22 protein-coding genes and 1 pseudogene are annotated in these 25342 nt (G+C 68.9%); 13 read left to right on the plus strand and 10 right to left on the minus strand.

Going from position 1 to position 25342, the window contains the following annotated elements:
* Positions 1 to 6 precede the first annotated feature (6 nt).
* From AB0878_RS34415 to AB0878_RS34425, 3 genes are read right to left on the minus strand one after another with little or no spacing between them, the layout of a single operon-like run.
* Positions 7 to 921, minus strand: coding sequence for a carbohydrate ABC transporter permease (locus AB0878_RS34415; protein ID WP_366584412.1), 915 nt, complete (start codon positions 919 to 921; stop codon positions 7 to 9).
* A 9-nt stretch (positions 922 to 930) separates the two neighbouring features.
* A complete protein-coding gene (locus AB0878_RS34420) occupies positions 931 to 1896 on the minus strand; it encodes a sugar ABC transporter permease (RefSeq protein WP_366584414.1) in 966 nt (321 codons plus the stop codon).
* A gap of 56 nt (positions 1897 to 1952) precedes the next feature.
* Positions 1953 to 4016, minus strand: a complete 2064-nt coding sequence (locus tag AB0878_RS34425) for a fibronectin type III domain-containing protein (protein ID WP_366584416.1) — start codon at positions 4014 to 4016, stop codon at positions 1953 to 1955.
* A 484-nt stretch (positions 4017 to 4500) separates the two neighbouring features.
* Here AB0878_RS34425 and AB0878_RS34430 point away from each other — a divergent pair, with 484 nt between their 5' ends.
* From AB0878_RS34430 to AB0878_RS34450, 5 genes are all read left to right on the plus strand, one after another.
* Positions 4501 to 5649, plus strand: coding sequence for an AAA family ATPase (locus tag AB0878_RS34430; protein WP_366584418.1), 1149 nt, complete (start codon positions 4501 to 4503; stop codon positions 5647 to 5649).
* A gap of 477 nt (positions 5650 to 6126) precedes the next feature.
* The gene (locus AB0878_RS34435) at positions 6127 to 6732 is read left to right on the plus strand and encodes a LysE family transporter (protein WP_366584420.1); all 606 of its coding nucleotides are present in this window, start codon (positions 6127 to 6129) and stop codon (positions 6730 to 6732) included.
* Positions 6733 to 6795: 63 nt separating this feature from the next.
* Positions 6796 to 8550: a sugar-binding domain-containing protein gene (locus AB0878_RS34440; RefSeq protein WP_366584422.1), complete on the plus strand. Its 1755-nt coding sequence runs from the start codon at positions 6796 to 6798 to the stop codon at positions 8548 to 8550.
* 24 nt (positions 8551 to 8574) lie between these two features.
* Positions 8575 to 8973, plus strand: a complete 399-nt coding sequence (locus tag AB0878_RS34445; protein ID WP_366584424.1) for a carboxymuconolactone decarboxylase family protein — start codon at positions 8575 to 8577, stop codon at positions 8971 to 8973.
* Positions 8970 to 9662 carry an epimerase gene (locus AB0878_RS34450; RefSeq protein ID WP_366584426.1) on the plus strand — a complete coding sequence of 231 codons (693 nt, stop codon included), beginning with the start codon at positions 8970 to 8972 and terminating at the stop codon, positions 9660 to 9662. The genes AB0878_RS34445 and AB0878_RS34450 overlap by 4 nt, the downstream gene beginning before the upstream one ends.
* Here the strand turns inward: AB0878_RS34450 and AB0878_RS34455 are convergent.
* The 4 genes and pseudogenes from AB0878_RS34455 to AB0878_RS34470 all read right to left on the minus strand — a co-directional run bounded on the left by AB0878_RS34455 (position 9610) and on the right by AB0878_RS34470 (position 12101).
* Positions 9610 to 10281 carry a TetR family transcriptional regulator gene (locus tag AB0878_RS34455; RefSeq protein WP_366584428.1) on the minus strand — a complete coding sequence of 224 codons (672 nt, stop codon included), beginning with the start codon at positions 10279 to 10281 and terminating at the stop codon, positions 9610 to 9612. The genes AB0878_RS34450 and AB0878_RS34455 overlap by 53 nt on opposite strands.
* A 531-nt stretch (positions 10282 to 10812) precedes the next feature.
* Positions 10813 to 11205: pseudogene (locus AB0878_RS34460) on the minus strand (PGPGW domain-containing protein); the annotation flags it as partial.
* 135 nt (positions 11206 to 11340) lie between these two features.
* Complete coding sequence (locus tag AB0878_RS34465) at positions 11341 to 11766, minus strand: SRPBCC domain-containing protein (protein ID WP_366584429.1); 426 nt, start codon at positions 11764 to 11766, stop codon at positions 11341 to 11343.
* The gene (locus AB0878_RS34470; RefSeq protein ID WP_366584431.1) at positions 11763 to 12101 is read right to left on the minus strand and encodes a metalloregulator ArsR/SmtB family transcription factor; all 339 of its coding nucleotides are present in this window, start codon (positions 12099 to 12101) and stop codon (positions 11763 to 11765) included. Before AB0878_RS34470 ends, AB0878_RS34465 begins: the two co-directional genes overlap by 4 nt.
* Before the next feature lie 164 nt (positions 12102 to 12265).
* On the opposite strand from AB0878_RS34470, the gene AB0878_RS34475 reads away from it, so the two are divergent.
* Together AB0878_RS34475 and AB0878_RS34480 are read left to right on the plus strand one after the other, a co-directional pair.
* A complete protein-coding gene (locus AB0878_RS34475) occupies positions 12266 to 12622 on the plus strand; it encodes a YciI family protein (RefSeq protein ID WP_366584434.1) in 357 nt (118 codons plus the stop codon).
* Positions 12595 to 13851 (plus strand): RNA polymerase sigma factor, encoded by a 1257-nt coding sequence (locus tag AB0878_RS34480; protein WP_366584436.1) that lies wholly within the window; start codon positions 12595 to 12597, stop codon positions 13849 to 13851. The genes AB0878_RS34475 and AB0878_RS34480 overlap by 28 nt, the downstream gene beginning before the upstream one ends.
* Positions 13852 to 13899: 48 nt before the next feature.
* Here AB0878_RS34480 and AB0878_RS34485 read toward each other — a convergent pair whose 3' ends face one another.
* Together AB0878_RS34485 and AB0878_RS34490 are read right to left on the minus strand one after the other, a co-directional pair.
* Positions 13900 to 14508, minus strand: a complete 609-nt coding sequence (locus AB0878_RS34485) for an FMN reductase (protein ID WP_366584438.1) — start codon at positions 14506 to 14508, stop codon at positions 13900 to 13902.
* 29 nt (positions 14509 to 14537) lie between these two features.
* Positions 14538 to 15653 (minus strand): LLM class flavin-dependent oxidoreductase, encoded by a 1116-nt coding sequence (locus AB0878_RS34490; RefSeq protein ID WP_366584440.1) that lies wholly within the window; start codon positions 15651 to 15653, stop codon positions 14538 to 14540.
* Between the two features lie 317 nt (positions 15654 to 15970).
* Here AB0878_RS34490 and AB0878_RS34495 point away from each other — a divergent pair, with 317 nt between their 5' ends.
* The 6 genes from AB0878_RS34495 to AB0878_RS34520 all read left to right on the plus strand — a co-directional run bounded on the left by AB0878_RS34495 (position 15971) and on the right by AB0878_RS34520 (position 23925).
* Positions 15971 to 18022: a DNA topoisomerase IV subunit B gene (locus AB0878_RS34495; RefSeq protein ID WP_366584442.1), complete on the plus strand. Its 2052-nt coding sequence runs from the start codon at positions 15971 to 15973 to the stop codon at positions 18020 to 18022.
* A 28-nt stretch (positions 18023 to 18050) separates the two neighbouring features.
* Positions 18051 to 20537, plus strand: coding sequence for a DNA topoisomerase (ATP-hydrolyzing) (locus AB0878_RS34500; protein WP_366584445.1), 2487 nt, complete (start codon positions 18051 to 18053; stop codon positions 20535 to 20537).
* 102 nt (positions 20538 to 20639) lie between these two features.
* Positions 20640 to 20984, plus strand: a complete 345-nt coding sequence (locus AB0878_RS34505; RefSeq protein WP_366584447.1) for a helix-turn-helix transcriptional regulator — start codon at positions 20640 to 20642, stop codon at positions 20982 to 20984.
* A gap of 332 nt (positions 20985 to 21316) precedes the next feature.
* A complete protein-coding gene (locus AB0878_RS34510) occupies positions 21317 to 22180 on the plus strand; it encodes a hypothetical protein (RefSeq protein ID WP_366584449.1) in 864 nt (287 codons plus the stop codon).
* Between the two features lie 93 nt (positions 22181 to 22273).
* Positions 22274 to 23569: a PepSY-associated TM helix domain-containing protein gene (locus AB0878_RS34515; RefSeq protein ID WP_366584451.1), complete on the plus strand. Its 1296-nt coding sequence runs from the start codon at positions 22274 to 22276 to the stop codon at positions 23567 to 23569.
* Positions 23566 to 23925 carry a hypothetical protein gene (locus AB0878_RS34520; RefSeq protein WP_366584453.1) on the plus strand — a complete coding sequence of 120 codons (360 nt, stop codon included), beginning with the start codon at positions 23566 to 23568 and terminating at the stop codon, positions 23923 to 23925. Before AB0878_RS34515 ends, AB0878_RS34520 begins: the two co-directional genes overlap by 4 nt.
* Positions 23926 to 24011: 86 nt before the next feature.
* On the opposite strand, the gene AB0878_RS34525 is transcribed toward AB0878_RS34520, so the two are convergent.
* Positions 24012 to 25316, minus strand: a complete 1305-nt coding sequence (locus tag AB0878_RS34525; RefSeq protein WP_366584455.1) for an RICIN domain-containing protein — start codon at positions 25314 to 25316, stop codon at positions 24012 to 24014.
* Positions 25317 to 25342 lie beyond the last annotated feature (26 nt).

Below are 25342 nucleotides of genomic sequence, written 5' to 3' on the forward strand. Positions count from 1 at the left end.
GTTCTCTCACTTGAGCCCGGTGAACCCGATGGAGTTCACGATCCGCCTGCCGAACACCATGAACACGAGCAGCATCGGCAGCGCGGCGATGATGGTCGCGGCCATCAGGCCCGACCAGTCGAGCGCCTCCTGCGGCGACGACTGCTTGAACACCGCCAGCGCCAGCGTCAGCGGGCTCGTGGACGTGTCGGAGGAGACGAGCAACGGCCAGAAGTAGTCGTTCCAGGTGTTGATGAAGGTCAGCAACGCGAGCGTCGCGATCGGCGCCGAGCACATCGGCAGCACGATCCGGAAGCACACGCGCAGCGGTCCGGCGCCGTCGATGATCGCGGCTTCCTCGATCTCGGTGGAGAGCCCGAGCATGAACTGGCGCAGGAAGAAGATGTTGAACGCCGAGAAGAACGCGTTGGGCAGCACCAGGCCGGCGAACGTGTTGAGCAGGCCCAGGTCCTTCACCAGCACGAAGTTCGGCAGCAGCGTGAGCACCTGCGGCACCATCAGCGCCGTGAGCAGGATGGAGAACACCGTGTTGCGCCCGCGCCAGTGCAGCCGCGCGAAGGCGTAGGCCGCGATGGCGGAGAAGAACACCGTGCACACGGTGAGCAGGGCCGCGTAGATGATCGAGTTGCGCAGCGCCAGCGTCAGGCCGAGCGACGCGCCGGAACCGCCCTGCGCCGCGGCTTCCGCCGGCGACGCCAGACCGAGGGCGCGCTTGAACGCGCCGAAGGTGAAGTCGACCGGGAAGAACGACGACGGGTCGGTGGAGAGCGAGTAGTTGTTGGACAGCGCGGTGCGCAGCATCCAGTAGAACGGGAAGATCGTGACCAGCAGGATCACCACGACGTAGGCCCAGGCGAGGATGCGGCCCACGGACACGGGCTTGCGTGTGCGGGCGGGTGCCGGTCGAGTCAGCGTAACCATGTCCCTGCCCTAGTTCGTGTCGGATTCGTTGGCGCGCGCCATGCGCAGCTGTGTGAACGTGATGGCGATGAGGAGGACGAACAACGCGAGCGACATCGTGGCCGCGTAGCCGAAGTCGAACTGGCGGAACGCCTTGTTGTAGATGTACATCTGCAGCACGTTGGACGCGTTCTCCGGCCCGCCCTGCGTGGTCACGGCCACGATGTCGAAGATCTGGAACGAGCTGATCACCGTAAGGATCACGACCATCACGAGGATCGGGCGCAGCAACGGGATCGTGAGGCGGCGGAACATCTGCACCTCGCTCGCGCCGTCGATGCGGCCGGCCTCGTAGATCGTGGCCGGGATCGTCTGCAGGCCCGCGAAGATCAGCACCGCGTTGTAGCCCATGGACTTCCACACGTTGATCGCGGCCAGCGTCGGCACGGCCCAGCCGCCGGAACCGAGGAACAGCACGGGGTGGCCGAAGATCTTGGTGATCAGCACGTTGAGGATGCCGAGGCTCGGGTCGAGCAGCAGTGACCACGTGAGCGCCGTGACCACGCCGGAGATCAGGAACGGCAGGATCAGCAGGCCGCGCACGGTCGTGGAGGCCGCGAGCCGGTGCAGGATCACGGCGGTCAGCAGCGACACGAGCATGCCGAGGACCACGGACAGCACCACGAAGTAGATCGTGACGAGCAGCGACTTCCAGAACACACCGTCGCTGATGAGGTCCGTGAAGTTGGCCAGGCCGATCCACTTCGGAGCGGACAGCACGTGGAACTCGGTGAAGCTCAGGTAGATGCCGCGGAAGGTCGGGTAGGCGAAGAACACGCCGAACCCGAGGATCGCCGGCAGCACGAGCAGCCACGCGATCTTGGCGTCGTGCCGGTGCGCGGCCGCACCGGGCCGGGTCCTGCGCGGTCTGTCCACCCGGGACGCCGCGGCGGCGCCTCGCACGGGAAGGCTGTTGTTGTGCGTGGTCACCACCACGGCGTCTCCTCACTCGTGTCCGTGGGTGGCGGCTTTCACCGCCACCCACGGGATTGTCAGACGGTCAGCTGGTCCACGTCGAACACGCTGTCGCTCGGGTTGCCGAAGATGACCTGGTTGTTGCCGGCCATCAGGTAGATCGGCACCGTGATCGTGCGTGCGGTGTTCCAGTCGTTGTCGTTCGTGCCCGGCGCGGGGAGCCGGAACGAGCTGCCGTTGACCGTGACCACGGCCGAGCGGCTGGTGTCACCGTCGACGTAACCGAGCTTCACCAGGTACGTGCCTTCGGCGGCGACCTTGATGTTGTTCATGGTCAGCAAGCCGCTGCCACCGATGTAGCCGACCTTCTTGCCGCCGGAGCAGGCGCAGTCGTACACCGTCGCGCCGCCGCCGGGGCTGCCGTTCTCCGCCTCGTAGACGACGGGGCCGGTCGCGGCGGGCGTCACGTAGGACACCGCGGTGCTCGCGGCGGAGCTGCGGCCGAGGCGGTCGTGGGCGACCACCGTGAAGGTGTACGACGTCGAGGGCTTGAGGCCGTTGACGGTCGTGCTGGTGCCGCTCGCCGAGGCGACCTTGCGGCCGTCGGCGAGCACGTCGTAGCCGGTCACCGGGGCGAGCTTGCTCGCCGACGCGTCCCAGGCCAGCGAGACGCTGGTCGGGGTCGAGGCCGTGCCGTGGACCACGGCGGGAGCCGAGACCTGCACCGGGTTGACCGGAGTCAGGCGCAGCAGCTTCGAGCCGTGGACGGGCAGAGTCGCGGTGAAGGAACCGTTGCTCAGCCCCAGTTCCTGGTGGCTCCAGAGGTCACGGGCCTTGGCCGCGCCGGTGAGGCCGAAGTCGCCGAAGTTCGCGGTGACCGCCGTCGGGGCGGAGCCGAGGTTGAACAGCGCCACCGTGTAGCTGCCGTCGGCGTTGCGGGCGTACCAGACCTGCTGGTCACTCTTCTGGCTCACAGGCTTGGCCGGCACCCCGGCCTGGTCGACGGCGATGACCTCGTCGTTGGTGAGCAGCTTGGTGCCGTAGTCGTCGAGCTGCGTGAGGTCGTCACCCAGGTAGAGCGGCGCGGATTCGATGGCCCAGAACGTCATGTAGCTCTGGCGCTCGGCCTCGGTGATGCCGTCCATCTTGCCGCTGCCGACGTCGAGGGAGTCGAGGTTGTTCCAGTGGCCCGGGCCGGCGTCGGGGATGTACTGCACGACGTCGTTCCAGCGGCCCTTCACCGAGTTGTTCCAGGTGACGAGGGTGTCGCAGTAGCACTCGACGTCCGTGTCGATGCGCCAGCCGTTGGAGTTGGCCTTCCAGGTGTCGATCTGGTCGTGCGACAACGACCACGACAGCACGAACTGCATCGGGCGGCCGGTCTTCTTCAGCGCGGCCGACCACGCCTTCACGTCGGGGGTGTTGTCGTGCGCCGCGTCACCTTTGAACGAACCCGGGCCGACGCCGTCGAGCTTGAGGAAGTCGACGCCGAAGCCGGCGAGCACGTCGGCCTCGGACTGGATGTAGGCCTGGGCGCAGGGGCTGGCGAAGTTGATCTGGTACGACTGGTTGTCCCAGCCGCTGGTCTGGCGCAGGTCGGGGTAGACCAGGTCACGCGTGTGGCAGTCGGTGGTGCCGAAGATCGGTGAGTTGCCGTCGTTGTAGGCCTTGAGGTCCAGGCCGACCGCGAGGTAGGAGCCGAGCTTGAGGCCCTTCTTGTGCACGTAGTCGGCGACGTACTTCATGCCGTCGGGGAACTTCTTCGCGTCGACGACCGGCCGGCCGTACTGGTCGAAGGAGCCCACCCAGCCGGCGTCGATGTTGACGTACTCGTAGCCGTGCTGCTTGAACTTCGCGGCCAGGATGTCGGCCTGCTGCAGCACGTGCGCCTCGTTGAGCCAGCTGCCGCCGCCGGTCGGGTTCACGCCGGGGTAGTTGGTGGACTCGAGGCTCCAGCTGCTCCAGCCCATGTAGGGCTTCTGGGCGATCTGGGTGCTGTTCTGGGTGTTCTGGATGTTCGGGGTGTTCTGCGTGGGTGCGGCGGAGGCGGGGATCTGGATCGCCGAAAGCGTCAGCACCGAGGCCGCGATCCCGGTGAGCACGGCGAACTTCCGTCTCCCGGTTCTGCCCGATGTTGGCATGACCACTCCTTCGAGGTCGGACCTTGGCACCGGACGGCCCGCGCGCCGCCCGGCGTTCGTGCTGACTTCAGCCACTTCGGGGGTGGGCTTCAGTCGCTGAGCGCGCCCAGACATCGGAGGTCCTGGCGCGGAAAGTCACTCGTTGCCGGCGTTCTTCGCGAAGCACCGGTCGGCCGGCGGCGGTGACCGATCGCCGTCCCGCATCCCGGGACGACAACCTTTCGCCTTGCTGCCACCACAGACACCTCTTCCGGACCGCAGATCCTATAGGATATGTGAAACGAGATTCTTACCTCGCGGTTCGACGGTGTCAACGAGCTCGCGGACAAAGATCTGACGAATAAGCCCCGGAGTCCAGCGGCCGCGAACACGGGCAGAATTAATTTGACAACTGACCGTGAGAGCCGCAGGTGGGAGCACCCGGGGTCGGCCGCTTCGTAGTCACGATCGTTATCTGTCAGTGGCGGCGGATAGCGTCGGCCGGGTGCTGAAAACCCTTGCCGTGGAGAACTACCGGTCGTTGCGTGATCTGGTGCTGCCGCTGTCGGAGCTGACGGTGGTGACGGGCGCGAACGGAAGCGGAAAGTCGAGCCTCTACCGCGCCCTGCGTCTGCTGGCCGACGCCGCGCACAACGGCGCCGTGGCCGCTTTGGCCCGCGAAGGCGGCCTGCCCTCCACGCTGTGGGCCGGCCCGGAGGCCATCGGGCGCGCGGTCCGTTCCGGGCGCTCTCCCGTGCAGGGCACGCGCCGCACCCAGGCGGTCGGCCTGCGGCTGGGGTTCTCGGGCGACGAGTTCGGCTACGCCCTGGACCTCGGGCTGCCGATCCCGAGCTCGTCGATGTTCTCCCTCGACCCGGAGTTCAAGCGCGAATGCGTGTGGTCCGGCCCGGCCTTGTCCCCGCGCACCCTCCTCGCCGACCGCGCGGGCCCGACCTTGCGCGTCCGCGACTCGACCGGCGCGTGGCCGCCCGAGCCGCAGCCCATCGGCCTGACGGACAGCATGCTGAGCTCCTTCCCCGCCCCGGAGCTCCTCCTGCTGCGCGAACGCATCCGCGCGTGGCGCTTCTACGACCACTTCCGCACCGACGCCACCGCCCCGGCCCGCGAATCCCGCATCGGCACCCGCACCCCCGTCCTCGACCACGACGGCGCCGACCTCGCCGCGGCCCTGCGTACGATCCAGGAGTCGGGCGACGCCGGGGCCCTGGAGTCCGCCGTTCAGGACGCCTTCCCCCGCGCCTCGGTGGACATCACGTCAGCCGACGGCCGTTTCGAACTGCGGTTCCAGCAGCACGGGCTGCTTCGCCCCCTCACGGCGGCCGAACTTTCGGACGGGACGTTGCGGTACCTGCTGTGGGTCGCCGCGTTGCTGAGCCCACGGCCGCCGGAACTGCTGGTCCTCAACGAACCCGAGACAAGCCTGCACCCGGAACTCCTGCCGGCCCTGGCGGCGCTGATCACCCGAACAGCCCGCCGCGCGCAACTTGTGGTGGTGTCACACTCCCAGCCACTGGTCCGCGCCCTGGACTCCACGGGCGCGGACCTGCTGGAACTGGAAAAGGACTTCGGCGCCACTGTCCTTTCCGGACAGGGGCGGTTGGACCGGCCCTCGTGGCACTGGCCGAAGCGGTAAGGCGGCGGCCACCTCGGCGGTCGATGCTTCGATCACGGCGCGCTGGACTGGTCGCAGCGGAAGCGCTGCCGGGCAAAGCACGCCGTCGGGTGTAAGCAGCCCAGCACCGCTCGCAGCGAGCACAACCTTCCGACATCATCGGCCGATCCCCCGCACCGCCCGAATACCCGAGCGACCAGCGAGGTCCGGCGCCAGCGTCCTTTCCGAACACAGGGCTCACCACCTTCTGGAACTGGCCGAAGCGGTAATACGGCAGCCGCGGAAAGTCCCACACAGGAACGATCTCTGGCTCCGCACACCCGTCAGGCACCGGCACCATCGTGGCCCTGCACGGTGAAAATCGGTTGCCCACCACCCCCTCCACGGTCAGGCTTCCCCGCATGACCACAACCACCGCGCCGCACGCCACGCCCCTCGCCCCGTCCGGGTGCGGCGTGGGCAGCAGGGCGCGCCACGGGGGTGTGATCGGGCGCGGTCGTGACGGCGGCGCTGGTCGCCGGGGCGCTCGCGGGGTACGGGATCGCCGTACCGGTGGGGGCGGTCGGGGCGGTGCTGGTGGGTCTGGCGGCGAGGACGTCGGTGCGGGTCGCCGTCGCGGCGGCGCTCGGGGTGGCCAGTGCGGATGGCGTCTACGCCGTCGTCGCGGTGAGTGGTGGGGCGGCGCTCGCTCCGGTGCTGGTGCCGGTGGCGGGGCCGTTGCGGTGGGCGTCGGTGGTGGTGCTCGTGGTGCTCGCGGCGCACACCGCGGTGGGCGGGTGGCGGAGGTATCGCGCCGGCGAAACGCCTGAAGCCGAGGCCGCGCCGCCGGGACCAGCTCGTGCGTACCTGAGTTTTCTCGGTCTCACCCTGCTGAATCCGGCAACGATCGTGTACTTCACGGCCATCGTGGTCGGCGGTACGGCGTCGGGCGCGGTGTTCGCGCTGGCCGCGTTCGTCGCGTCGGCGAGCTGGCAGCTGCTGCTCGCGGGTGGCGGGGTGTTGCTGGGCCGCGTGCTCGCCGGCCGTCGGGGACGGTTGGGGACCGCGTTGGTGTCGAGCGTCGTGATCGTCGTGCTGGCCGTGCGGCTGGTCGTGCCGGACTGAGCGATTTACATCCGCGGCCGCGCCCGGTAGAGATGATCATCAAGCGACCCGGAGGTTCCGACGATGGTGCGTCCTGCCGTAGTTCTCGCGGTGCTGCTGTTCGGACTTTCCGGCGTCACCCCCGTCGCGCAACCGGAGTGGCACCGGCAGGCGCCGCCGTTGAGTACACCGTGGACGGACGCGGTCTCCCCCACCAATGCGTTGCCCGAGTACCCGCGTCCGCAGCTCACCCGCGACGCGTGGCAGAACCTCAACGGCGTCTGGGAATTCGAGCCGGCCCTCACCGCCGAGCCACCCTTCGGACGGCAGCTGCACGAGAAGATTCTCGTCCCCTACCCCGTCGAATCGGCCCTCTCCGGCATCATGCGCCACGAGACCCACATGTGGTACCGCCGCACCTTCGACATCCCGGAACCCTGGCGCTCCCAACGGATCCTGCTGCACTTCCAGGCCGTCGACTACGACACCACCGTGTACGTCAACGGCCACGAAGTCACTCGCCACGCCGGCGGCTACGACTCTTTCAGCGCCGACATCACCGACGCCCTGACCACCGGCCCACAGGAGCTCGTCGTCGGCGTCACGGACACGACCGGTGATGGCCAGCCCCTCGGCAAACAACGCGCGCCGGGCGCCGGAGTCTTCTACACGCCGTCGTCGGGAATCTGGCAGACCGTCTGGCTGGAACCGGTGAGACCAGTGCACATCACCCGCGTGGACACCACCTCGAACACCACGACCGGTGAGGTCACCCTCACCGTCCAAGGCGCCGACGGCACGCCCTTCCGCGCCACCGCCTCCGACCACGGCCACGTCGTCGCCAAGGCCGAAGGCACCGCAGGCCACCCCACCACGCTCACCGTCGGCCACCCCCGGCTGTGGTCACCCGACGACCCGTTCCTCTACGACCTGCGCGTCACACTGTCCACAGGGGACACCGTCGGCTCCTACTTCGGCGCCCGGTCCGTCGCGGTCGAAAACCACCGCATCCTGCTCAACGGCAAGCCGTTCTTCCAGCTCGGCCCGCTCGACCAGGGCTTCTGGCCCGACGGCCTCTACACCGCCCCCACCGACGCCGCCCTGGAATTCGATCTGCAGCAGGAAAAAGCCCTCGGCTTCACGATGGTCCGCAAGCACCTCAAGGTCGAACCCGACCGCTGGTACTACCACGCCGACCGCCTCGGCCTCCTCGTCTGGCAGGACATGCCGGCGATGACGGAGAACGTCACCCCGGCACCCCAGGCCCGCGCGAACTTCGAGATCGAGCTGCACCGGGTGATCGACCAGCACCGCTCGTTCCCGTCCATCGTCACATGGGTCCCCTTCAACGAGGGCTGGGGCGACTTCGACGTCGCCCGCGTCGCCGACGAGATCGCCGCCTGGGACCCCACGCGCCTCGTCGACGCCGAATCCGGCGTCAACTGCTGCCGCTCCCAACCCGACACCGGTCACGGCGACCTCCTCGACGACCACACCTACCCCGGCCCCGGCACCCCACCGCTCGACCCCGTCCGCGCCACCGTCGACGGCGAATACGGCGGCCTGGGCCTGAAGGTCCGCGGCCACGAGTTCGACCCGCCCGGCAGCTTCGCCTACGAGATGGAACCCGACAGCGCGGCCCTGACCAGGCGTTACGTCGAGCTCCAGCAGCGGCTCGGCACCGAGGTCCGCCGCGGCCTGTCCGCCGCCGTCTACACGCAGCTCACCGACGTCGAGAAGGAAGTCAACGGTTTCCTCACCTACGACCGCCGCGTCCGCAAGCTCGACTTCGCGGTGGCCCGGAGGGCGAACCTCGCCGTGCAATCCGCCGCGCGGTAACCGGCGATCCCATACGGTCGGAGCATGACCGAAGAAGAGCGTTACGCACTCGGCCTCGAGACCATGAACGCCGTGAACGAAGGCAGTGCCCAGAAGGTGCTGGACGGGCTGGGTGACGTCGCGCCCGAGCTGGCGCGGCAGATCGTGTCGTGGGGGTTCGGCGAGATCTACTCGCGGCCGGCGCTCGCGCCGCGGGACCGGCAGCTGCTGACGATCGGCATGCTGACCGCGATGGGCGGGTGCGAGCCGCAGCTGGAGCTGCACATCGGGACGGCGCTGAACGTCGGCCTGACTCCCGCGGAGATCGTCGAGGCCTTGCTGCAGTCGGCGGGGTACTGCGGGTTCCCGAAGGCGCTCAACGCGACCGCCGTGGCGAAGAAGGTCTTCGGCGAGCGCGGGCTGCTGCCGGTGCGTGAAGCGTGAAGGTCGTGCTGTTCGGGGCGACCGGGATGGTCGGCCAGGGCGCGCTGCGGGAGTGCCTGCTGGACGACCGCGTGGAGCGGGTGCTCACCGTCGGGCGGACGGCGACCGGCACCGAGCACCCGAAGGTGACGGAGCTGGTGCCCGACGATCTCGACGACCTCGGCCCGCACGCCGAGCAGCTCGCGGAGTACGACGCGTGCTTCTTCTGCCTCGGCGTCTCCTCGGCCGGGATGCCGGCGCAGGAGTACGAGCGGATCACCTATCAGCTCACGCTTTCCGTCGGCCGCACCTACGCGACGGCACGGCCCGACGCCACCTTCATCTACGTCTCGGGCGCCGGCACCGACAGCACGGAACGCGGCCGCGTGCGGTGGGCGCGGGTCAAGGGCGCCACCGAAAACGCGCTGGCGCGGCTGCCGCTCGACGCGTACGCGTTCCGGCCCGGGTTCATCCAGCCGCAGCACGGCATCACGTCGAAAACGCCGCTGTACCGCGTGATGTACCGCGTCACGACGCCGCTTTTCCCACTGCTCCAACGGTTCCCATCGATGTTCATCACGACCGAGGTGCTCGGGCGCGCGATGATCTCCGTCGCGGCCGACGGCTACCCGCGGCGGATCCTGGAGTCTCGCGACCTCAACGACGTCGGGCGACGAGACCGGCCAGGAGGTTCGCCAGGCCCTCGGTGAGGTTCTCCGCGAACAAGTCGGCGCCCGGCGCGACGCCCAGCTCCGCGCTGGCCGTCGCGACGGCCTCGGTCGGGTTGGCGTAGGGCCACAGACCGGCGACGATCACGAACACCGCGCCCGCGAAGTGCGCCGCGCCGGCGGGCGAGAGCTCCGGGACCTCGTCGCGCACCAAGCCGGCCAGCCGGTCGATGTTGGCGGCCGCGCGGTGTTTGAAGCTGCGCGCGGTGTCCACGGAGATGTTGCGCTCCAGCACGGACGCCATGGAGCTGACCAGCTCGCACAGCAGCCGGTCTTCCCGCAGCGTGCGGGCGATCGTCGCAGCCACGCGTTCCTCGCGCACGAAACCGGGTCCGTCGACCGACACGGCGGTGAGCGCCCGCGCAGTGGCGTCCAGCCACCGCTGCCACACCTCGTCGAGCACCTCGAGGAAGATCGCTTCGCGGCTGTCGAAGTAGCGCAGCACGTTGGACTTCGCGAGCCCGACGCGGTCACTGAGCTCCCGCAGGCTGATGTCGGCGACCGGCCGTTCGCGCAGCATCGCCGTGGCCGTCGCGAGGATCGTGGCGCGCCGGGCCTCGACCTGCTCGGGGCGGCGGGCGCGCTGAAAACCGGTGCTCACAGGCCTGAGGTTAGCAGCCCAGCAGTCTGTTAACCCGCCGAGAGGGCGATAAAGAACCATCGGTCTGTTGAGCCGGACACTGTGGCCCAGCTCGCACCGGCTCGCGGGCGTCCGGCTTCCCGAACGCCCGCGAGCCTGGGTAAGAACGGGTCAGGAGATGACGAGGCTGGCGATCTTTCCGTCGCGCAGGTCGATCGTCATCGTGCCGGTGCCGTTGAAGCGGTTGCTCTTCACGCCGAGCGTGAGGACGTAGTTGTCCGCGCCCTTGCCGGGCTTGATGCCCTTCACGGTGAAGTTCGCCCCGACCCCGATGTTGTCGGTTTCGTTCCAGCTCAGCACACCTTCGTGGCCGTGGAACTTGCGTCCCCAGTCCTCGAGGAACGCGTCGGAGGTGAAGGCGTCGACGAAGCTCTCGGCGTCGGCCTTGTTGGTGGCGTCCACGAACTGCTGGATCGCGGCCGGCACCTGCGGGGAGTCCGAAGTGGTCATACCCGGATTCTGCCCGGCGGGCGCCGGACGCGCCTCCCCCTCACGGGACTTGACCCGCCGGTAGCTCCAGATCAGCAGGGCGAACAGGATGACCCCGGAGAGGATGATGCTCGACCCGGTGCTCCAGCCGCTGAACGGCAGCCAGTCGACCGTGCCCCACACGATGCCGGCGGCGAAGAGCGCCAGGCCGGCGAGCACCGAACCCGCGATCCGCAGCGGCGAGGCCACGCTGTCCTCGGCGGCCTTCATCGCCCGCGTGCGCACCGGGTCGACGAACCGTTCCAGCGCCGGGAACTGCGAGGCCAGCACCACCAGACCCGCGAGCACCAGCAGCAACCCGGGTCCCGGCAGCACCAGCAACGCGACCCCGACGAGGAACAGCAAGCCGCCCACCACCGCGGCGAACGCCTGCTTCACCGGTTTGCCGAGTTCCACGCGGCCCCCTCCTGTCCGTTTCAGCCAGTGTGCCTGGCTCACGGACCGGGCGCCCGGAGAAACTCCGGACCGCCCCAGCGCACGCGTCCGAAGTGGACCGACCGTGAACGGCTGGGACCGGCCGAGGACCCGGCGTCAGGCCTGCGCGCCGAGGTGCGCGCCGAGCTTGTCGAGCCAGTCACCCGTGCCCTGCTCGCGCCACGCCGGCTCCTCGTGTCCGTCGAGGAACGTGCCCTGTTCGGTGAGCACCAACCGCGTGCCGTCGCCGTCCGGGACGAGCTCGACCGTGGTGACCGAGACCGTCGCCAGGCCCGCGGGACCACTCAATGCCCCGGAGTAGACGATGCGTTCGCCGTCGACGATGTCGTGGTAGTCGGCCGTGAAACTGAGGTCGCCGCTGCGGTTGGTCTCCCGGCCGCCGACGCGGAAGTCCAGCGAGTGCTCGGCCGCGCCGAACCAGCTCGCCTTCGCGGCCGGATCGGCCCACGCGGCGAAGACACGCGCTGGCGGCGCAGGGTAACGGCGTTCGAAAGTGAACGTGGAATGTTTGACGTCGGTCATGACGTGTTCCCTTCCTGTCGGTCGGTGGTCAGAAAGCCACCGAGACGGTCGAGCCGGTGTTCCCAGCCGGTGCGCTGCTCGCCCAGCCACTGCTCGGCCAAGCGCAGGCCTGCCGGTTCCAGCCGGTACGTGCGGACCCGGCCGGCCTTCTCCGAAGCCACCAGGCCGCACGACTCGAGCACCCGCAGGTGCTGCATCACGGCGGGCAGCGACATCGCAAACGGCTGCGCCAGCTCCTTCACCGCGGCGGGTCCGGTGACCAGCCGCGCCACGAGCTCGCGCCGGGTCGCGTCGGCGAGCGCCTGGAACACCCGGTCGAGCTGATGGTCAACCATGTGCTTAACCATGCGCCCGGCTCGCCCAATAGTCAAGTAGATGCTTAACTAAAAATCTCGCGGAGCCCTGTCGGTCCAGGCGCTCCCCGGTGGTCGCAGAGACGAAACAGCTCGACCCCGCGCCCACGGCGCGGTAGGAAACCACCAGAGAGAAGGGCTAGCCGATGCGCTACATGATGCTGATCTGCGGACGGAGCCACGAGGACTCCCGGCCGGTGCCCGACGAACCGATGGACACGGCCACCGAGGCCTGGGTGAAGGAGATGGACGGGCGGGGCGTGCGCCTGACCGGCAACCGGTTGCGGCCCGCGAGCATGGCGACCACCGTGCGCGTGAACGACGGCGAGGTGCTGCTGTCCGACGGGCCGTTCGCCGAGACGAAGGAGCAGATCCTCGGCTTCGACCTGCTGGAGTGCGAAAACCTCGACGAGGCCGTCGAGGTGGCGTCGAAGCACCCCGCCGCGAAGTACGGGCCGATCGAGGTCCGCCCGCTGTGGCTCTGGCCCGGGGAAACGCCCTGAGCGTCGAAGCCGCGGTCACGGCCGCCTTCCGCGAGGAGGGCGGCCGTGTGGTGGCCACGCTGATCCGGCTGACGGGCGACTGGGACCTGGCCGAGGAGTGCGTGCAGGAGGCGCTGGCGCGGGCACTGGAACGCTGGCCGCGCGACGGAGTGCCCCGGCGGCCGGCGGCGTGGCTCACCACCACCGCACGCAACCACGCCCTCACGCGCCTCAAACGCAGCGCGACGGAAGCTGCGAAGCTGCGCGAAGTCGCCGCCCTCGCGCCGACGGAGGAACCCGAAGCCGACCCCAGCGGTGTCCAGGACGACCGGCTGCGGCTCATGTTCACGTGCTGCCACCCGGCGTTGCCGCTCGAAGGCCGCGTCGCGCTCACGCTGCGGACGCTCGCCGGCCTGACGACGGCGGAGATCGCCCGCGCGTTCCTCGTGAGCGAGCAGACGATGTCGCAACGGCTCGTGCGCACGAAACGCAAGATCCGCGAAGCCGGCATCCCGTACCGCGTGCCACCCGCGCACCTGCTGCCGGAACGCACCGCGGCCGTGCTCGGCGTGCTGTACCTGCTGTTCAACGAGGGTTACGCCGCGACCGCCGGCGACGCGGCCGCACGCCACGACCTGTGCGTCGAGGCCATCCGGCTCACCCGCACGCTGCTGGAGCTCATGCCCGCCGAGCCCGAGATCGAGGGCCTGCTGGCGTTGCTGCTGCTCCAGCACTCCCACCGCGGCGCGCGGCTCGACGCCGACGGAGACCTCGTGACGCTGGAGGACCAGGACCGCGCCCGCTGGGACGCGGCGGCGATCGACGAAGGCCTCGCCCTCGTGGACACGGCGCTGCACCGCGGCTCCCCCGGCCCGTACCAGCTCCAGGCGGCCATCGCGGCCTGCCACGCGGCCGCCGCCACCGCGGCGGACACCGACTGGCCGCAGATCGCCGCGCTGTACGGGGAACTCGCGAAGCGCGTGCCGTCGCCGGTGGTGCAGCTCAACCGCGCGGTGGCCGTGGCGATGGCCGACGGTCCGGCCGCCGGCCTGGCGCTCGTCGACGCGATGGCGGGCGACCTCGACGGCTACCACCTGCTGCCGGCGACGCGCGCCGATCTGCTGCGCCGGCTGGGCCGCTGCGAAGAAGCCGCGGACGCCTACCGCGTGGCGCTCGCGTTGGCCGGCAACGAAGCCGACCGCCGCTTCCTGCGCCGCCGGCTGACCGAGATCTCCCCCGGAACGCCGTGAAGGGCGCCTCGGGGGAAATCCCTCGAGGCGCCCTTCACGGAAGGTCGACTAAAAGCCCTCGCCGGCGAGCAGCTGCTCGAACGGCAGCGACGTCAGCTCGTCCGAAGCCTTCGCCTCGGGTGCGGCCGAAACGGCCGCCGCCAGCTCGCCCGCCGCACGCTCGACGCGCCGCTGCAGCGTGCCGGTCGCGCTCGCACTGCCCCAGTCCGACGAAGCGGCGTACACGCCCGTCGCCACGGGAATCGCGCGCAGGTAAGCGAAGAGCGGCCGCAGCGCGAAGTCGAGCACGAGCGAATGCCGTTCCGTACCACCGGTCGCGGCGATCAGCACCGGCTTGCCGTCGAGTGCTTCCTTGTCCAGGACGTCGAAGAAGGACTTGAACATCCCGCTGTAGGAGGCGGTGAAGACCGGCGTGACGACGATGAGACCGTCGGCGTGCGTCACCGTGTCGATGACTTCCTTCAGCTTCGGGCTGGGGAAACCGGTGAGCAGGTTGTTGGTGACGTCCACGGCGGTGTCGCGCAGCTCGATCACCTCGACCACCGTGTCGGGACCCAGTGCGGTGCGCGTCGCGTCCGCCAGCCGGTCGGCCAGCAGCCGCGTCGACGACGGCTGGCTCAGCCCGGCGGTGACCACGGCGATGGTGCGTGCGGTCATTTCTGCCTTCTTCTTTCCGGGAAAGGGGTTCAGACGCGGGTTTCTTCGGCGGCTTCTTCAGTCGCTTCTTCGGCGTCGCGGGCGGCCTTCAGCGACTCGTGGGTCGGCGCGTCCGGCACGTGCGCGGGGCGCATCGACTCGAGCTCCTTGCGCAGCACCGGCACCACCTGCTCGCCGAGCAGGTCGAGCTGCTCCAGCACGGTCTTCAGCGGCAGGCCGGCGTGGTCCATGAGGAACAGCTGGCGCTGGTAGTCGCCGAAGTGCTCGCGGAAGGTCAGCGTCTTGTCGATGACCTCCTGCGGGCTGCCGACGGTCAGCGGCGTCTGCGACGTGAAGTCCTCCATCGAGGGGCCGTGCCCGTACACCGGCGCGTTGTCGAAGTACGGCCGGAACTCGTTCCACGCGTCCTGCGACTTCGGCCGGATGAAGGCCTGCCCACCCAGCCCGACGATGGCCTGGTCGGCCTTGCCGTGACCGTAGTGCTCGTAGCGCTGGCGGTAGAAGCCGATCAGCTGCTGGTAGTGCGACGTCGGCCAGAAGATGTGGTTGGCGAAGAACCCGTCGCCGTAGTACGCGGCGAGCTCGGCGATCTCCGGGCTGCGGATGGACCCGTGCCACACGAACGGGGGCACGTCGTCCAGCGGGCGCGGCGTGGAGGTGAAGCCCTGCAGCGGCGTGCGGAACTTGCCTTCCCAGTCCACGACCTCTTCGCGCCAGAGGCGGCGCAGCAGCGCGTAGTTCTCGATGGTGAGCGGGATGCCCTGGCGGATGTCCTGCCCGAACCACGGGTACACGGGGCCGGTGTTGCCGCGGCCCAGCATCAGGTCCACGCGACCGTCGGCCAGGTGCTGCAGCATCGCGAAGTCCTCGGCGATCTTCACCGGGTCGCTGGTGGTGATCAGCGTCGTGGACGTCGAGAGCGTGATCGTCTTCGTCTGCGCGGCGATGTAACCGAGCATCGTCGTCGGCGACGAGGGGACGAACGGCGGGTTGTGGTGCTCACCGGTCGCGAACACGTCGAGGCCGACCTCTTCGGCCTTGAGGGCGATCCGGACCATCGCCTTGATGCGCTCGTGCTCCGACGGCGTGGTGCCGTTGGTGGGGTCGGTCGTGACGTCGCCCACCGAGAAGATTCCGAACTGCATGACCGCTCCTCAGCCGGGTAGTTCGTGGTTCTTGCTTCCTTGCCTGCACAACTGCTCGCGGGAAAGAAGTATTCCATAGTGACCATGCGGGTGACCCGGCGCACTCCCCTCTCGGCACCCCTGAACCACGGGACTCTCGCCACACCGGGGCCCGAGCGCGCGGAAGCTGTCGGGGTGTGCGGATATCCTGCAGTACGGTGTCGGCTCGGGGCCTGCCCGGGACGCCACCGTCCGCAGGCACGGTCCCTGACCACATGCGTGCCTCAACCAGCCTGAACAACGCCGTACAGCGAGCCAAGATCCGGGAGAGCGACCTCGTGACTGCTGAGACTCTGTACGGGGCCGACGACCTCACGCACCTCGAGGGCCTCGAAGCCGTCCGCAAGCGCCCCGGGATGTACATCGGCTCCACCGACAGCCGTGGCATCAACCACCTGTTCTCGGAGATCGTGGACAACTCCACCGACGAGGGCGTGGCAGGACACGCCACGCGCATCGTCGTCACCATCCACGCCGACGGCAGCGTGCAGGTCGACGACGACGGCCGGGGCATCCCCACCGGCGTCCACGCGAAGTCGGGCCTTTCGGGCGTCGAACTCGTGCTCACGCGGCTGCACGCCGGCGGCAAGTTCGGCGGCTCCGGCTACAAGACCTCCGGCGGCCTCCACGGCGTGGGCGCGTCGGCGGTCAACGCGCTGTCGCACCGCTTCGACGTCACGGTGAAGCAGAACGGCAAAGTGCACCAGATGTCGTTCGCGCACGGGGTGCCCGGCACGTTCGACGCGCCCGGGCCCAAAGCGAAGTTCACGCGCCACTCCGGCCTGAACCTCGTCGGCAAGATGAAGCGCGGCGAGCGCAGCGGCACATCGATCCGCTACTGGTACGACGCGCGTTACTTCGAGACGGGCGCGGCGCTCGACGTCGAGGGCGTGCGCGCGAAGCTGCGCAACACGGCATTCCTGGTGCCCGGCGTCACATACGTGCTGCGCACGGCCATCGAGGACACGATCAACGAGGAGACCTTCCACTACCCCCACGGGCTGGTGGACATGGTCGACTTCCTCACGCCGTCGGGCGAGAAGCCGGTGTGCGGCACCCTCGTGATCACCGGCGAGGGCACGTACAAGGAGAACGCGGCCGACGCCAACGGCGTGATGCAGTCCAATGTGGAGCGTCTCGCCGAGGTCGAGGTGGCGCTGCGCTGGGGCACCGGCTACGAGCGCACGGTGGAGTGCTTCACCAACACCATCCGCAACGTCCACGGCGGCACGCACCGGCGTGGTTTCGACCGCGCCGTCACGCGCGCGCTGCAGGACGCGATCGGCAAGACCCGCGGGCTGCTCAAGCCCAAGGAGGACCCGCCGACGCTCGAAGACGTGCTCGAGGGCATGACCGCCGTGATCCACGTGCGGCTGCCCGAGCCGCAGTTCACGTCGCAGACCAAGGACGAGCTGTCCACGGCCGGCATCACGCGGGTGATCCAGGGCATCGTCGACAAGCACGTGAAGGCGTGGGTCGACGACCGCAAGACCAAGTCCGAGGCGAAGGTCGTGCTGCAGAAGGTGGTCGACGCCGCGCGCGTGCGGCTCACCCAGAAGCAGCAGAAGGACGCCGCGCGACGCAAGACCGCGCTCGAGGGCGCGGCGATGCCGCCGAAGCTCGTCGACTGCCGCACCACGGGCGTCTCCCGCAGCGAACTGTTCCTCGTCGAGGGTGACAGCGCGCTCGGTTCGGCCCGCATGGCGCGTGTGTCGGAGTACCAGGCGCTGCTGCCGTTGCGGGGCAAGATCCTGAACGTGCAGAAGGCGTCGCTGGGCGACACGCTGAAGAACGCCGAGATCGCGTCGATCGTGCAGGTCCTCGGCGCGGGCACCGGCCGCACGTTCGACCTCACGACGATGCGCTACGGCCGCGTGATCCTGATGGCCGACGCCGACGTCGACGGCTCGCACATCCGCACGCTGCTGATCACGCTGTTCGCGAAGTACATGCGCCCCGTGATCGAAGACGGCCGGCTGTACGCGGCGATGCCCCCGTTGCACAAGCTCGTGACGAAGGGCCGCAACCCGGAGACGCACTTCACCTTCACGCAGCGCGAGATGGAGACGAAGTTCGCGGAGCTGGAAAAGGCGGGCAAGAGCATCGTCACGCCGGTGCCGCGGTTCAAGGGCCTCGGCGAGATGGACGCCGACGAGCTCTGGGAAACCACCATGAACCCCTCCACGCGCTCCGTCCGCCGCATCACCATGGACGACGCCGAAGCCGCCGAGAGCGCCCTGGAGCTGCTCATGGGCGAAAAGGTCGAACCCCGCCGCAACTGGCTCGTCGCCTCCTCCGACCGCGTCGACCGCGACGCCATCGACGTCTGACTTTCCTTAGCTACCAAGGAGTTCTACCGTGGCACGCCGCAAGGGCACCACCACCAAGGTCGATCCCAGCGCGTTCGACTCCGCCGGGGCCAACGTCTTCGACAACTCGCTCAAGACGGAGATCGAAGACTCCTACCTGGAGTACGCCTACTCGGTCATCCACTCCCGCGCCCTGCCGGACGCACGGGACGGGTTGAAGCCGGTGCACCGGCGGATCTTGTACTCCATGAACGAGAACGGCTACCGCCCGACGCACGCGTACGTGAAGTCCTCGCGCGTCGTAGGCGACGTCATGGGCAAGTACCATCCACACGGTGACGTCGCCATTTACGACGCCATGGTGCGGTTGGCGCAGGACTTCTCGCTCAACGTTCCACTGATCGACGGGCATGGCAACTTCGGTAGCCCCGACGATGGACCGGCAGCTTCGCGTTACACGGAAGCCCGCATGTCCCCGGAAGCCATGCAGCTCGTCGGCGAGCTCGGTGAAGACACCGTCGACTTCCGGCCCAACTACGACGGTTCCCTCGAGGAGCCCTCGGTGCTGCCCGCCGCGTTCCCGAACCTGCTGGTGAACGGCACGTCCGGCATCGCGGTCGGGATGGCGACCAACATGATCCCCCACAACCTCGGCGAGGTCATCGCGGCGGCGCGGTGGCTGATCACGCACCCGACGGCGACGCTCGACAAGCTGATGGAGTTCGTGCCCGGCCCCGACCTGCCGACGGGCGGCAAGTTGCTCGGCCTCGACGAGGTGCGGCGCGCGTACGAGACCGGGCGCGGCGTGGTGCGGATGCGCGCGAACGTCGAGACGGGGCCGCTGGAAGGCAGCCGCGGGCGGCAGGCGATCACGGTCGTCGAGCTGCCCTACGGCGTGGGTCCGGAGAAGGTGATCGAGAAGATCACCGACGAGGTCAACAAGTCCAAGCGGCTCACCGGCATCGCGGACGTCAAGGACCTCACCGACCGCGAGAACGGCACGCGGCTGGTCATCGAGTGCAAGGTCGGCGTGAACCCGCAGGCGCTGCTGGCGGACCTGTACCGGCTGACGCCGCTGGAGCAGTCGTTCGGCATCAACAACCTGGTGCTCGTCGACGGCCAGCCGCAGACGCTCGGGCTCAAGGAGCTGCTGGAGGTCTTCCTCCGCCACCGCTACGACGTGGTCACGCGGCGCACCAAGTTCCGCCGCCGCAAGCGCGAGGAGCGGCTGCACCTCGTCGACGGCCTGCTGATCGCGCTGCTGAACATCGACAAGGTCATCAAGCTCATCCGCGAAAGCGAGAACGCGCAGGCGGCCAAGGACGGCCTGATGACGCGGTTCAAGCTCTCCGAGATCCAGGCGACCTATATCCTGGACACGCCGCTGCGCCGCCTGACCAAGTACGACCGGCTCGAGCTGGAGTCGGAGCAGGAGCGGCTGCGCGAGGAGATCGCGGAGCTCACGAAGATCCTCGAGGACGACTCGGTGCTGAAGAAGCTCGTGTCGTCGGAGCTGGCGAAGATCGCGAAGGACTTCCCGACGGAGCGGCGCACCGCGCTGATCGACGGTGACCTCAAGGAGGTGCTGGCGGCGTCGAAGCCGTCCGGGCCGCTGGAGGTCGCCGACGATCCGTGCCAGGTCATCCTGTCGGCCACCGGGCTGGTCGCGCGGACGGCGGCGGAGTCCGAGGAGTCGTCCGAGGTGCGCCGCCGCAACGGCCGCGTGAAGCACGACGCCGTGTCCGCCATCGTGCACACGACCGCGCGCGGCCAGGTGCTGCTGGTGACCAGCCGCGGGCGCGCCTTCAAGACGGACGTGCTGCCGTTGCCCGTGCTCCCGGAGCAAGCCGGCACGGTCTCGCTCCGCGGCGGCATGGCGGCGCGCGAGCTGGTGCCGTTGGAGAAGGGCGAGACGGTGGTCGGCGTCGCCCCGCTGGGCGAGCAGGCGACAGGTTCGCCGGGCCTGGCGATCGGCACACGCGCGGGCGTGGTGAAGGTGGTCGCGCCGGAGTGGCCGGTGCGGTCCGACGAGTTCGAGATCATCACGCTCAAGGCCGGCGACGAGATCGTCGGCGCCACCTGGCTCACCGACGGCCAGGAAACGCTGGCGTTCATGTCGTCCGAAGCGTCACTTCTGCGCTTCCCCTCTTCACTGGTGCGGCCGCAAGGTCTCAAGGGCGGCGGCATGGCCGGCATCAACCTGGGCGCCGGTGCTTCGGTGGTGTTCTTCGGCGCCGTCCGCACCGATGACGACGACCACGGCGAGCCCATGGTCGTCACGGCCACGGGCCAGTCGGTGAAGGTCACGCCGTTCAGCGAGTACCCCGCGAAGGGCCGCGCCACGGGCGGCGTGCGCGCCCACCGCTTCCTCAAGGGCGAGGACTCGGTGGCCGTCGCCTGGATCGGCCCCCGCCCCGCCGGCGCCGCCCGCAACGGCGACCCCGTGGAGCTCCCCGAGGTCGACCTCCGCCGCGACGGCTCCGGCCACGCCCACCCCGGCCCGGACGTCGTGGGCCACACCATCGAGCGAGACTGAGTCCTGCCGGAGCGGGGCATCTGCCAAGTGGCGGGTGCCCCGCTTTTTCGTGTCCCTCGATCGTGCGATGCGTTATATATCGCCCTGCGATACATTGGAGTCATGGTCACCACGCGCGGCATGTCCGAACAGGCGTTTTTCATCCTCACCGCCCTCGTCGACGCCCCGCTCCATGGCTACGGCATCGTCGGCGAGGTCAAGACCCTGTCTTCCCACCGCCTCACCCTCCGCGTCGGCACCCTGTACGGCGCCCTCGACCGCCTGACCACCGAGGGCCTCGTCGAGCCCGACCACGACGAGGTCATCAACGGCCGCCTGCGCCGCTACTACCGCTTGACCCCGGACGGCCGAACCGCACTGTCCTTGGAGGCCGAACGACAGGCGGCCAATGCCCGCGTGGCCCACCGACGGCTGGGACTGGGCCTTGCCGGGGAGGGCTCGTCGTGAGTGGCCACGCCGGCCCAGCAGCGCTGCGCACCCACACGTACCGACCCGGGTCAGCGCGGAAACCGACCCCGTCCACGAAATTTCGCATCGTCACCACATCCCCCAACCGCCGGCAACACCACCAAGCCAACCGCGTACCCAGCCCCCCCTGGACCTCGATCCCCAGCTTTGACGCGGTCTGGATCACCTTGTCAAGGCACGCTTTCCCGCCTTGACAAGGTGATCCAGACCGTCGTGACAATCAAAGATCGGGGTACCGGCCACACGACCGATCACCGGCAACGGTGTGCGCAGCACGCCGAGCCGAACCCCAAGAGCAAGGCGGTGACGACGTGAAACCCCTCGAACTCAGGTATCGCCGGCTCACCCGCGTACTACCGGCGCACTACCGCCAGGCGTGGGAGGACGACATGGTCTCCACATTCCTCGAAGCCACGACCACCCACTCCGAAGACCCCGAGTACGAACTCGACTACGGCCGCCCAGACGCCCGAGAGACAGCAAGCATCCTCGCCCTCGCACTACGGCTGCGATTGAGCAGCGAAGGACCACCCCGCTACGCACTCGCCGGTGAAGTAGTCCGACGACTGGCCCTGGCGGGCACAGTCTTCCAAGCCTCATTGGCACTGATCACCGGAATCCTCCGCCTCACCTGGCCACCACCACTCGTGCGCGACGCACCGACGACCACCCTCATCCTGGAACTCCTGTGGTTACCCGCACTGGCCGCACTACTGACCGGACGCAGGAAAACCGCCGCAGCGTTCATCACCGCGGCAACCATCGGCACAATTCTGGGCCCCGGAAGCTGGGGCATGATCCTGCTCCAAGTCGCGACACTCGCGGCCATCGCCACCTACCCCAAACCCGCGACCGTCCACACCCGACAGTGGCTGACCGCCACCGGAATCACTGCCATCGCAGCGTTCACCGTGCAATGGCTGGAAGTCGTGGACGAAGTCGCGGTAGCCGGAGTCCTGACAGTCGCCACCGGCCTCATCCTGCTGACCACCGCCCGACCGGCCGCACGCGCGACCTGGCTGGCCGCGGCGACGATCGTCACGATCGCCATCCTGGCCACCCTCCCCAGCCTCATCGGACACCTCGTTCCGATCGCCTGGGCAGTAATCGGAGCCCTTGCCATCACCGGAACCGCGCTCGCCGTCCAAACCCGGAGGACGAGCAAAGCCACTTGAGCAGTCTTCGTCACACCCCGAGTTCACGTCGACCCTTTACGTGAGCTTTAAGCAAGGCTAACCTCACTTCGATCACCGGATCGAGGGGGACGGATGAGCACCGACGAGCTGACGCGCGCCCAGGCGCCTGCCCGCTCCGGCAGGTTCCGACGTTGGCTGAGGCGCAAGCCCGTGCGACGCGGGCTGGTCGTGACGCACCGGTGGACGTCGCTGGTGCTGGGCTTGTTCCTGGTGCTCGAGACGACGTCCGGGGCGATCCTGCTGTACCGCGGCGACTACTTCCGCGCGACGCACAACGACTTCTACCACCAGACGCCCACCGAACACCCCATCAGCCTCCAGCAGGCGCGGGACATCGTCGCCACCGCGAACCCCGGCTTCTCCCCCGCGTGGGTGAGCAACGACGGCGGCGTGATCGCGGTCGGCGACCCGGACTTCGCCGAGGCGTACGCGGTCGACCCCGGGACCGGGCACGTCAACGGCCGCGCCCGCCTCGAGAGCGGGGTAATGGGATTCCTCGCGAACCTCCACGACTGCGGCCTGACCTGCGAGGGCTACCCGGGCTACGTGTCGTGGCTCGCGAAACCCGTGCCGACCGTCGGGTTCGCTTGGCCGCCCGGCACGAACTGGGGGCTGCTGCTCCTGGTCGTGCTCGGGCTGCTGATGGTGCTGCTCACGATCACCGGCATCGTCGTGTGGTGGCCCGGCTTCCGGCGCTTCTCCCACGGCTTCCGCGTCCGCACGGGCAAAGGCCGCTTCGCGCGCGACTACGACCTGCACAACGTGATCGGCATCGTCGCGGTGCCGTTCGTGCTGATGTGGGGCGTCACGGGCGCCGCGTTCTCCCTGCCGCCGGTCAAGGACGCGTGGCTCGCGGTCACCGGCGGGACGGCCGCCGACCCGCAGAAGTACTCGTTCACCGCCAACGCCGCCGCGCCCGGCACGCCGGAGATCGGCATCGACCGCGCAGCGAAGGCAGCCCTGGCCGAAACCCCCGGGGAAATCCGCTACCTGACCACACCGCAAGACGGCTACTACACCGTCTCCATCGCCAGTGAGGGCTACCAGCCCTACGGCGCTCGCGCGTTCTTCGGCGGCGACCACACCGTGTACGTCGACAGCCACGACGCCACCCACGTGTCCGATGTGGACGCGAAACCCCAGCCGGGCGCGAACTCGTTCTACGACAAGGTTTTCGAGCCCGCCCACTTCGGCTGGCTCGTCGGTGGCTGGTGGCGGATCGTCTGGTTCGTCCTCGGGCTCGCGCCGCTGGCGTTGATGCTCACGGGGATCTCGACCTGGCTGTTCCGCTCCGGCTCGAAACGCCGCCGTCGCAAAGCCCGGGCACAACGCGAAGCACAACCGAACACACGCCAGGCAACGGCGTGATCGAAACCCTGGCCTTCGCCACCACGGTGGTCTGCGTGGCCGGCGGGCTCGCCGTGCTCGGCACCGGGCTCGCCGGCCGCTACCGCCGCGGCAGGACCCTCCCCGCGCTCGCCGTCGTGGAGCTGGCCCTGATCGTCCAGGCCGTCGCCGACGTCATCGGCCTCCTCACCGGAGACCGCCCGGCCGAGCTCGGCACCCACCTCGCCTACCTCACGACGTCCCTCGTCCTGCTCCCCGTCGCCGCGGCGTGGTCTGCCAACGAACAAGGCCGCTGGGCCGCCGTCGTGATCGCCGTGGCGCTCCTGGCGCTCGCCGTGGTCGTGATCCGCGCCCAGACCACCTGGCGACCGGCGTGAAAGGCCGCCCCGGGGCAGGAAACCCCGAGGCGGCCGTGCGCCGGTCCAACCGCCGCGTCAACGAAGGCCCGGCACGTACCGAAAACTCAAGCGATCTTGAACGACTGCGCCGCACCACCGTTGCACGTCGACTGCACGAGCCGCACGGAGTCGGCCGTCGAGCCGCCGGGCACCGTCAGGCACTTGCCGCTGTGCCGGGCGGTCAGGTGGTAGTAGCCGCCACCTTCGGACACCGGCAGCCACTGCTGGTTCGCGCCGTTGCTGTAGGACCACAGTTGGATGCCGGCGTTGTCCGCAGTGGACACATCCTGCACGTCGAGCACTTCGGCCGCGTTGCCGCGGTTGTTCACGCGCACGTACCCGTCGCTGGTCGGCTGGAACTGGTACTGCTGCGCGTTGGTGGCGTTGCAGGTGTACTGCTGCACCACGGTTCCGTTGGCCGTGCCCGCCGCGGCCGCGTCGACGCACTTGCCGGTGGCCTTGTTCACCACCGGGTACCACGCGGAGGGCGAGATCCCGCCGGCCGGTGGCGTGGTGCCGCCGTCACCGGTCGCGCCGCCGAGCCAGCGCAGGCCGTCGAGCACGAAGCGGTTCTGGTCGGGGCTGGCGAACGTCGACGACAGCGCGGTGTTCGTGTCGTAGTTCATCTTGTTGTGGCCGAAGTTCGCGTAGATCATCTTGTAGTTCTTGTTCGTCCACATGATCGGGTAGTACCCGCTGTACCACGTCTGGGACGGGTCGTCGCCGACCGGGAACGTACCGGGGTCGAGCGAGGCCAGGATCGAGATGTTCGGGTTCTGGCGCAGGTCGTTCTGCCAGGAGTACCACTCGCTCACCGACGACTGGATCGTCGCCGGCAGGTTCACCGTGGACGGGTGCGTGCGGTTCTCGATCTTCAGCGTCTCACCGGTCGGGCCCCACGAGTTGGAGACGAAGCGGCCGGTGCCGAGGAAGTCGTTGTGGAACCAGTTCGCGTACGACGGCGTCGAGCTGTCGTTGTACGCCGTCACGTGGAAGCCGAAGAACCCGCCACCGGAGTCCATGTAGCGCTTGAACCCGTCGAACTGCGCCTGCGACTGCGGCTGGTCGTCGAGGAACATCACCACCGCGGCCTGCGAGGTGGTCAGCGACGTGAGCTGGTTCCAGTTGTTGGTGGCCGTGAACGTGTAGCCGTTGGCCGCCGCCTGCTGCTGGAACCACGGGCGCGCTTCGTTTTCGAAGCTGATGTGTGCCGCGTCGTACGTGCCGCTGTAGAAGGCGAGCACTTTGAACGGTGTCGCGGCAGCGGCGTGCGGCGTCAGCGCGGGCGAACCGTACGCGAGGCCGAGGCACGCGGCGAAGAACACCAGTGCTTTCCCGACCAGCCCGAACGGGCGTCGTTTGGCGAACATGGGCGATCCTTCCGGTGGGGGATGGG

Origin of the sequence: Amycolatopsis sp. NPDC047767, from assembly GCF_040704195.1 — a bacterium.
GTDB lineage: Bacteria > Actinomycetota > Actinomycetes > Mycobacteriales > Pseudonocardiaceae > Amycolatopsis.

Bases quoted from the DNA above. Each gene is read 5' to 3' on its own strand.
- AB0878_RS34445 (WP_366584424.1), top strand. From the start codon at position 8,575: ATGACCGAAGAAGAGCGTTACGCACTCGGCCTCGAGACCATGAACGCC.
- AB0878_RS34525 (WP_366584455.1), bottom strand. From the start codon at position 25,316: ATGTTCGCCAAACGACGCCCGTTCGGGCTGGTCGGGAAAGCACTGGTG.
- AB0878_RS34505 (WP_366584447.1), top strand. From the start codon at position 20,640: ATGGTCACCACGCGCGGCATGTCCGAACAGGCGTTTTTCATCCTCACC.
- AB0878_RS34515 (WP_366584451.1), top strand. From the start codon at position 22,274: ATGAGCACCGACGAGCTGACGCGCGCCCAGGCGCCTGCCCGCTCCGGC.
- AB0878_RS34485 (WP_366584438.1), bottom strand. From the start codon at position 14,508: ATGACCGCACGCACCATCGCCGTGGTCACCGCCGGGCTGAGCCAGCCG.
- AB0878_RS34490 (WP_366584440.1), bottom strand. From the start codon at position 15,653: ATGCAGTTCGGAATCTTCTCGGTGGGCGACGTCACGACCGACCCCACC.
- AB0878_RS34425 (WP_366584416.1), bottom strand. From the start codon at position 4,016: ATGCCAACATCGGGCAGAACCGGGAGACGGAAGTTCGCCGTGCTCACC.
- AB0878_RS34415 (WP_366584412.1), bottom strand. From the start codon at position 921: ATGGTTACGCTGACTCGACCGGCACCCGCCCGCACACGCAAGCCCGTG.
- AB0878_RS34475 (WP_366584434.1), top strand. From the start codon at position 12,266: ATGCGCTACATGATGCTGATCTGCGGACGGAGCCACGAGGACTCCCGG.
- AB0878_RS34470 (WP_366584431.1), bottom strand. From the start codon at position 12,101: ATGGTTGACCATCAGCTCGACCGGGTGTTCCAGGCGCTCGCCGACGCG.
- AB0878_RS34440 (WP_366584422.1), top strand. From the start codon at position 6,796: ATGGTGCGTCCTGCCGTAGTTCTCGCGGTGCTGCTGTTCGGACTTTCC.
- AB0878_RS34465 (WP_366584429.1), bottom strand. From the start codon at position 11,766: ATGACCGACGTCAAACATTCCACGTTCACTTTCGAACGCCGTTACCCT.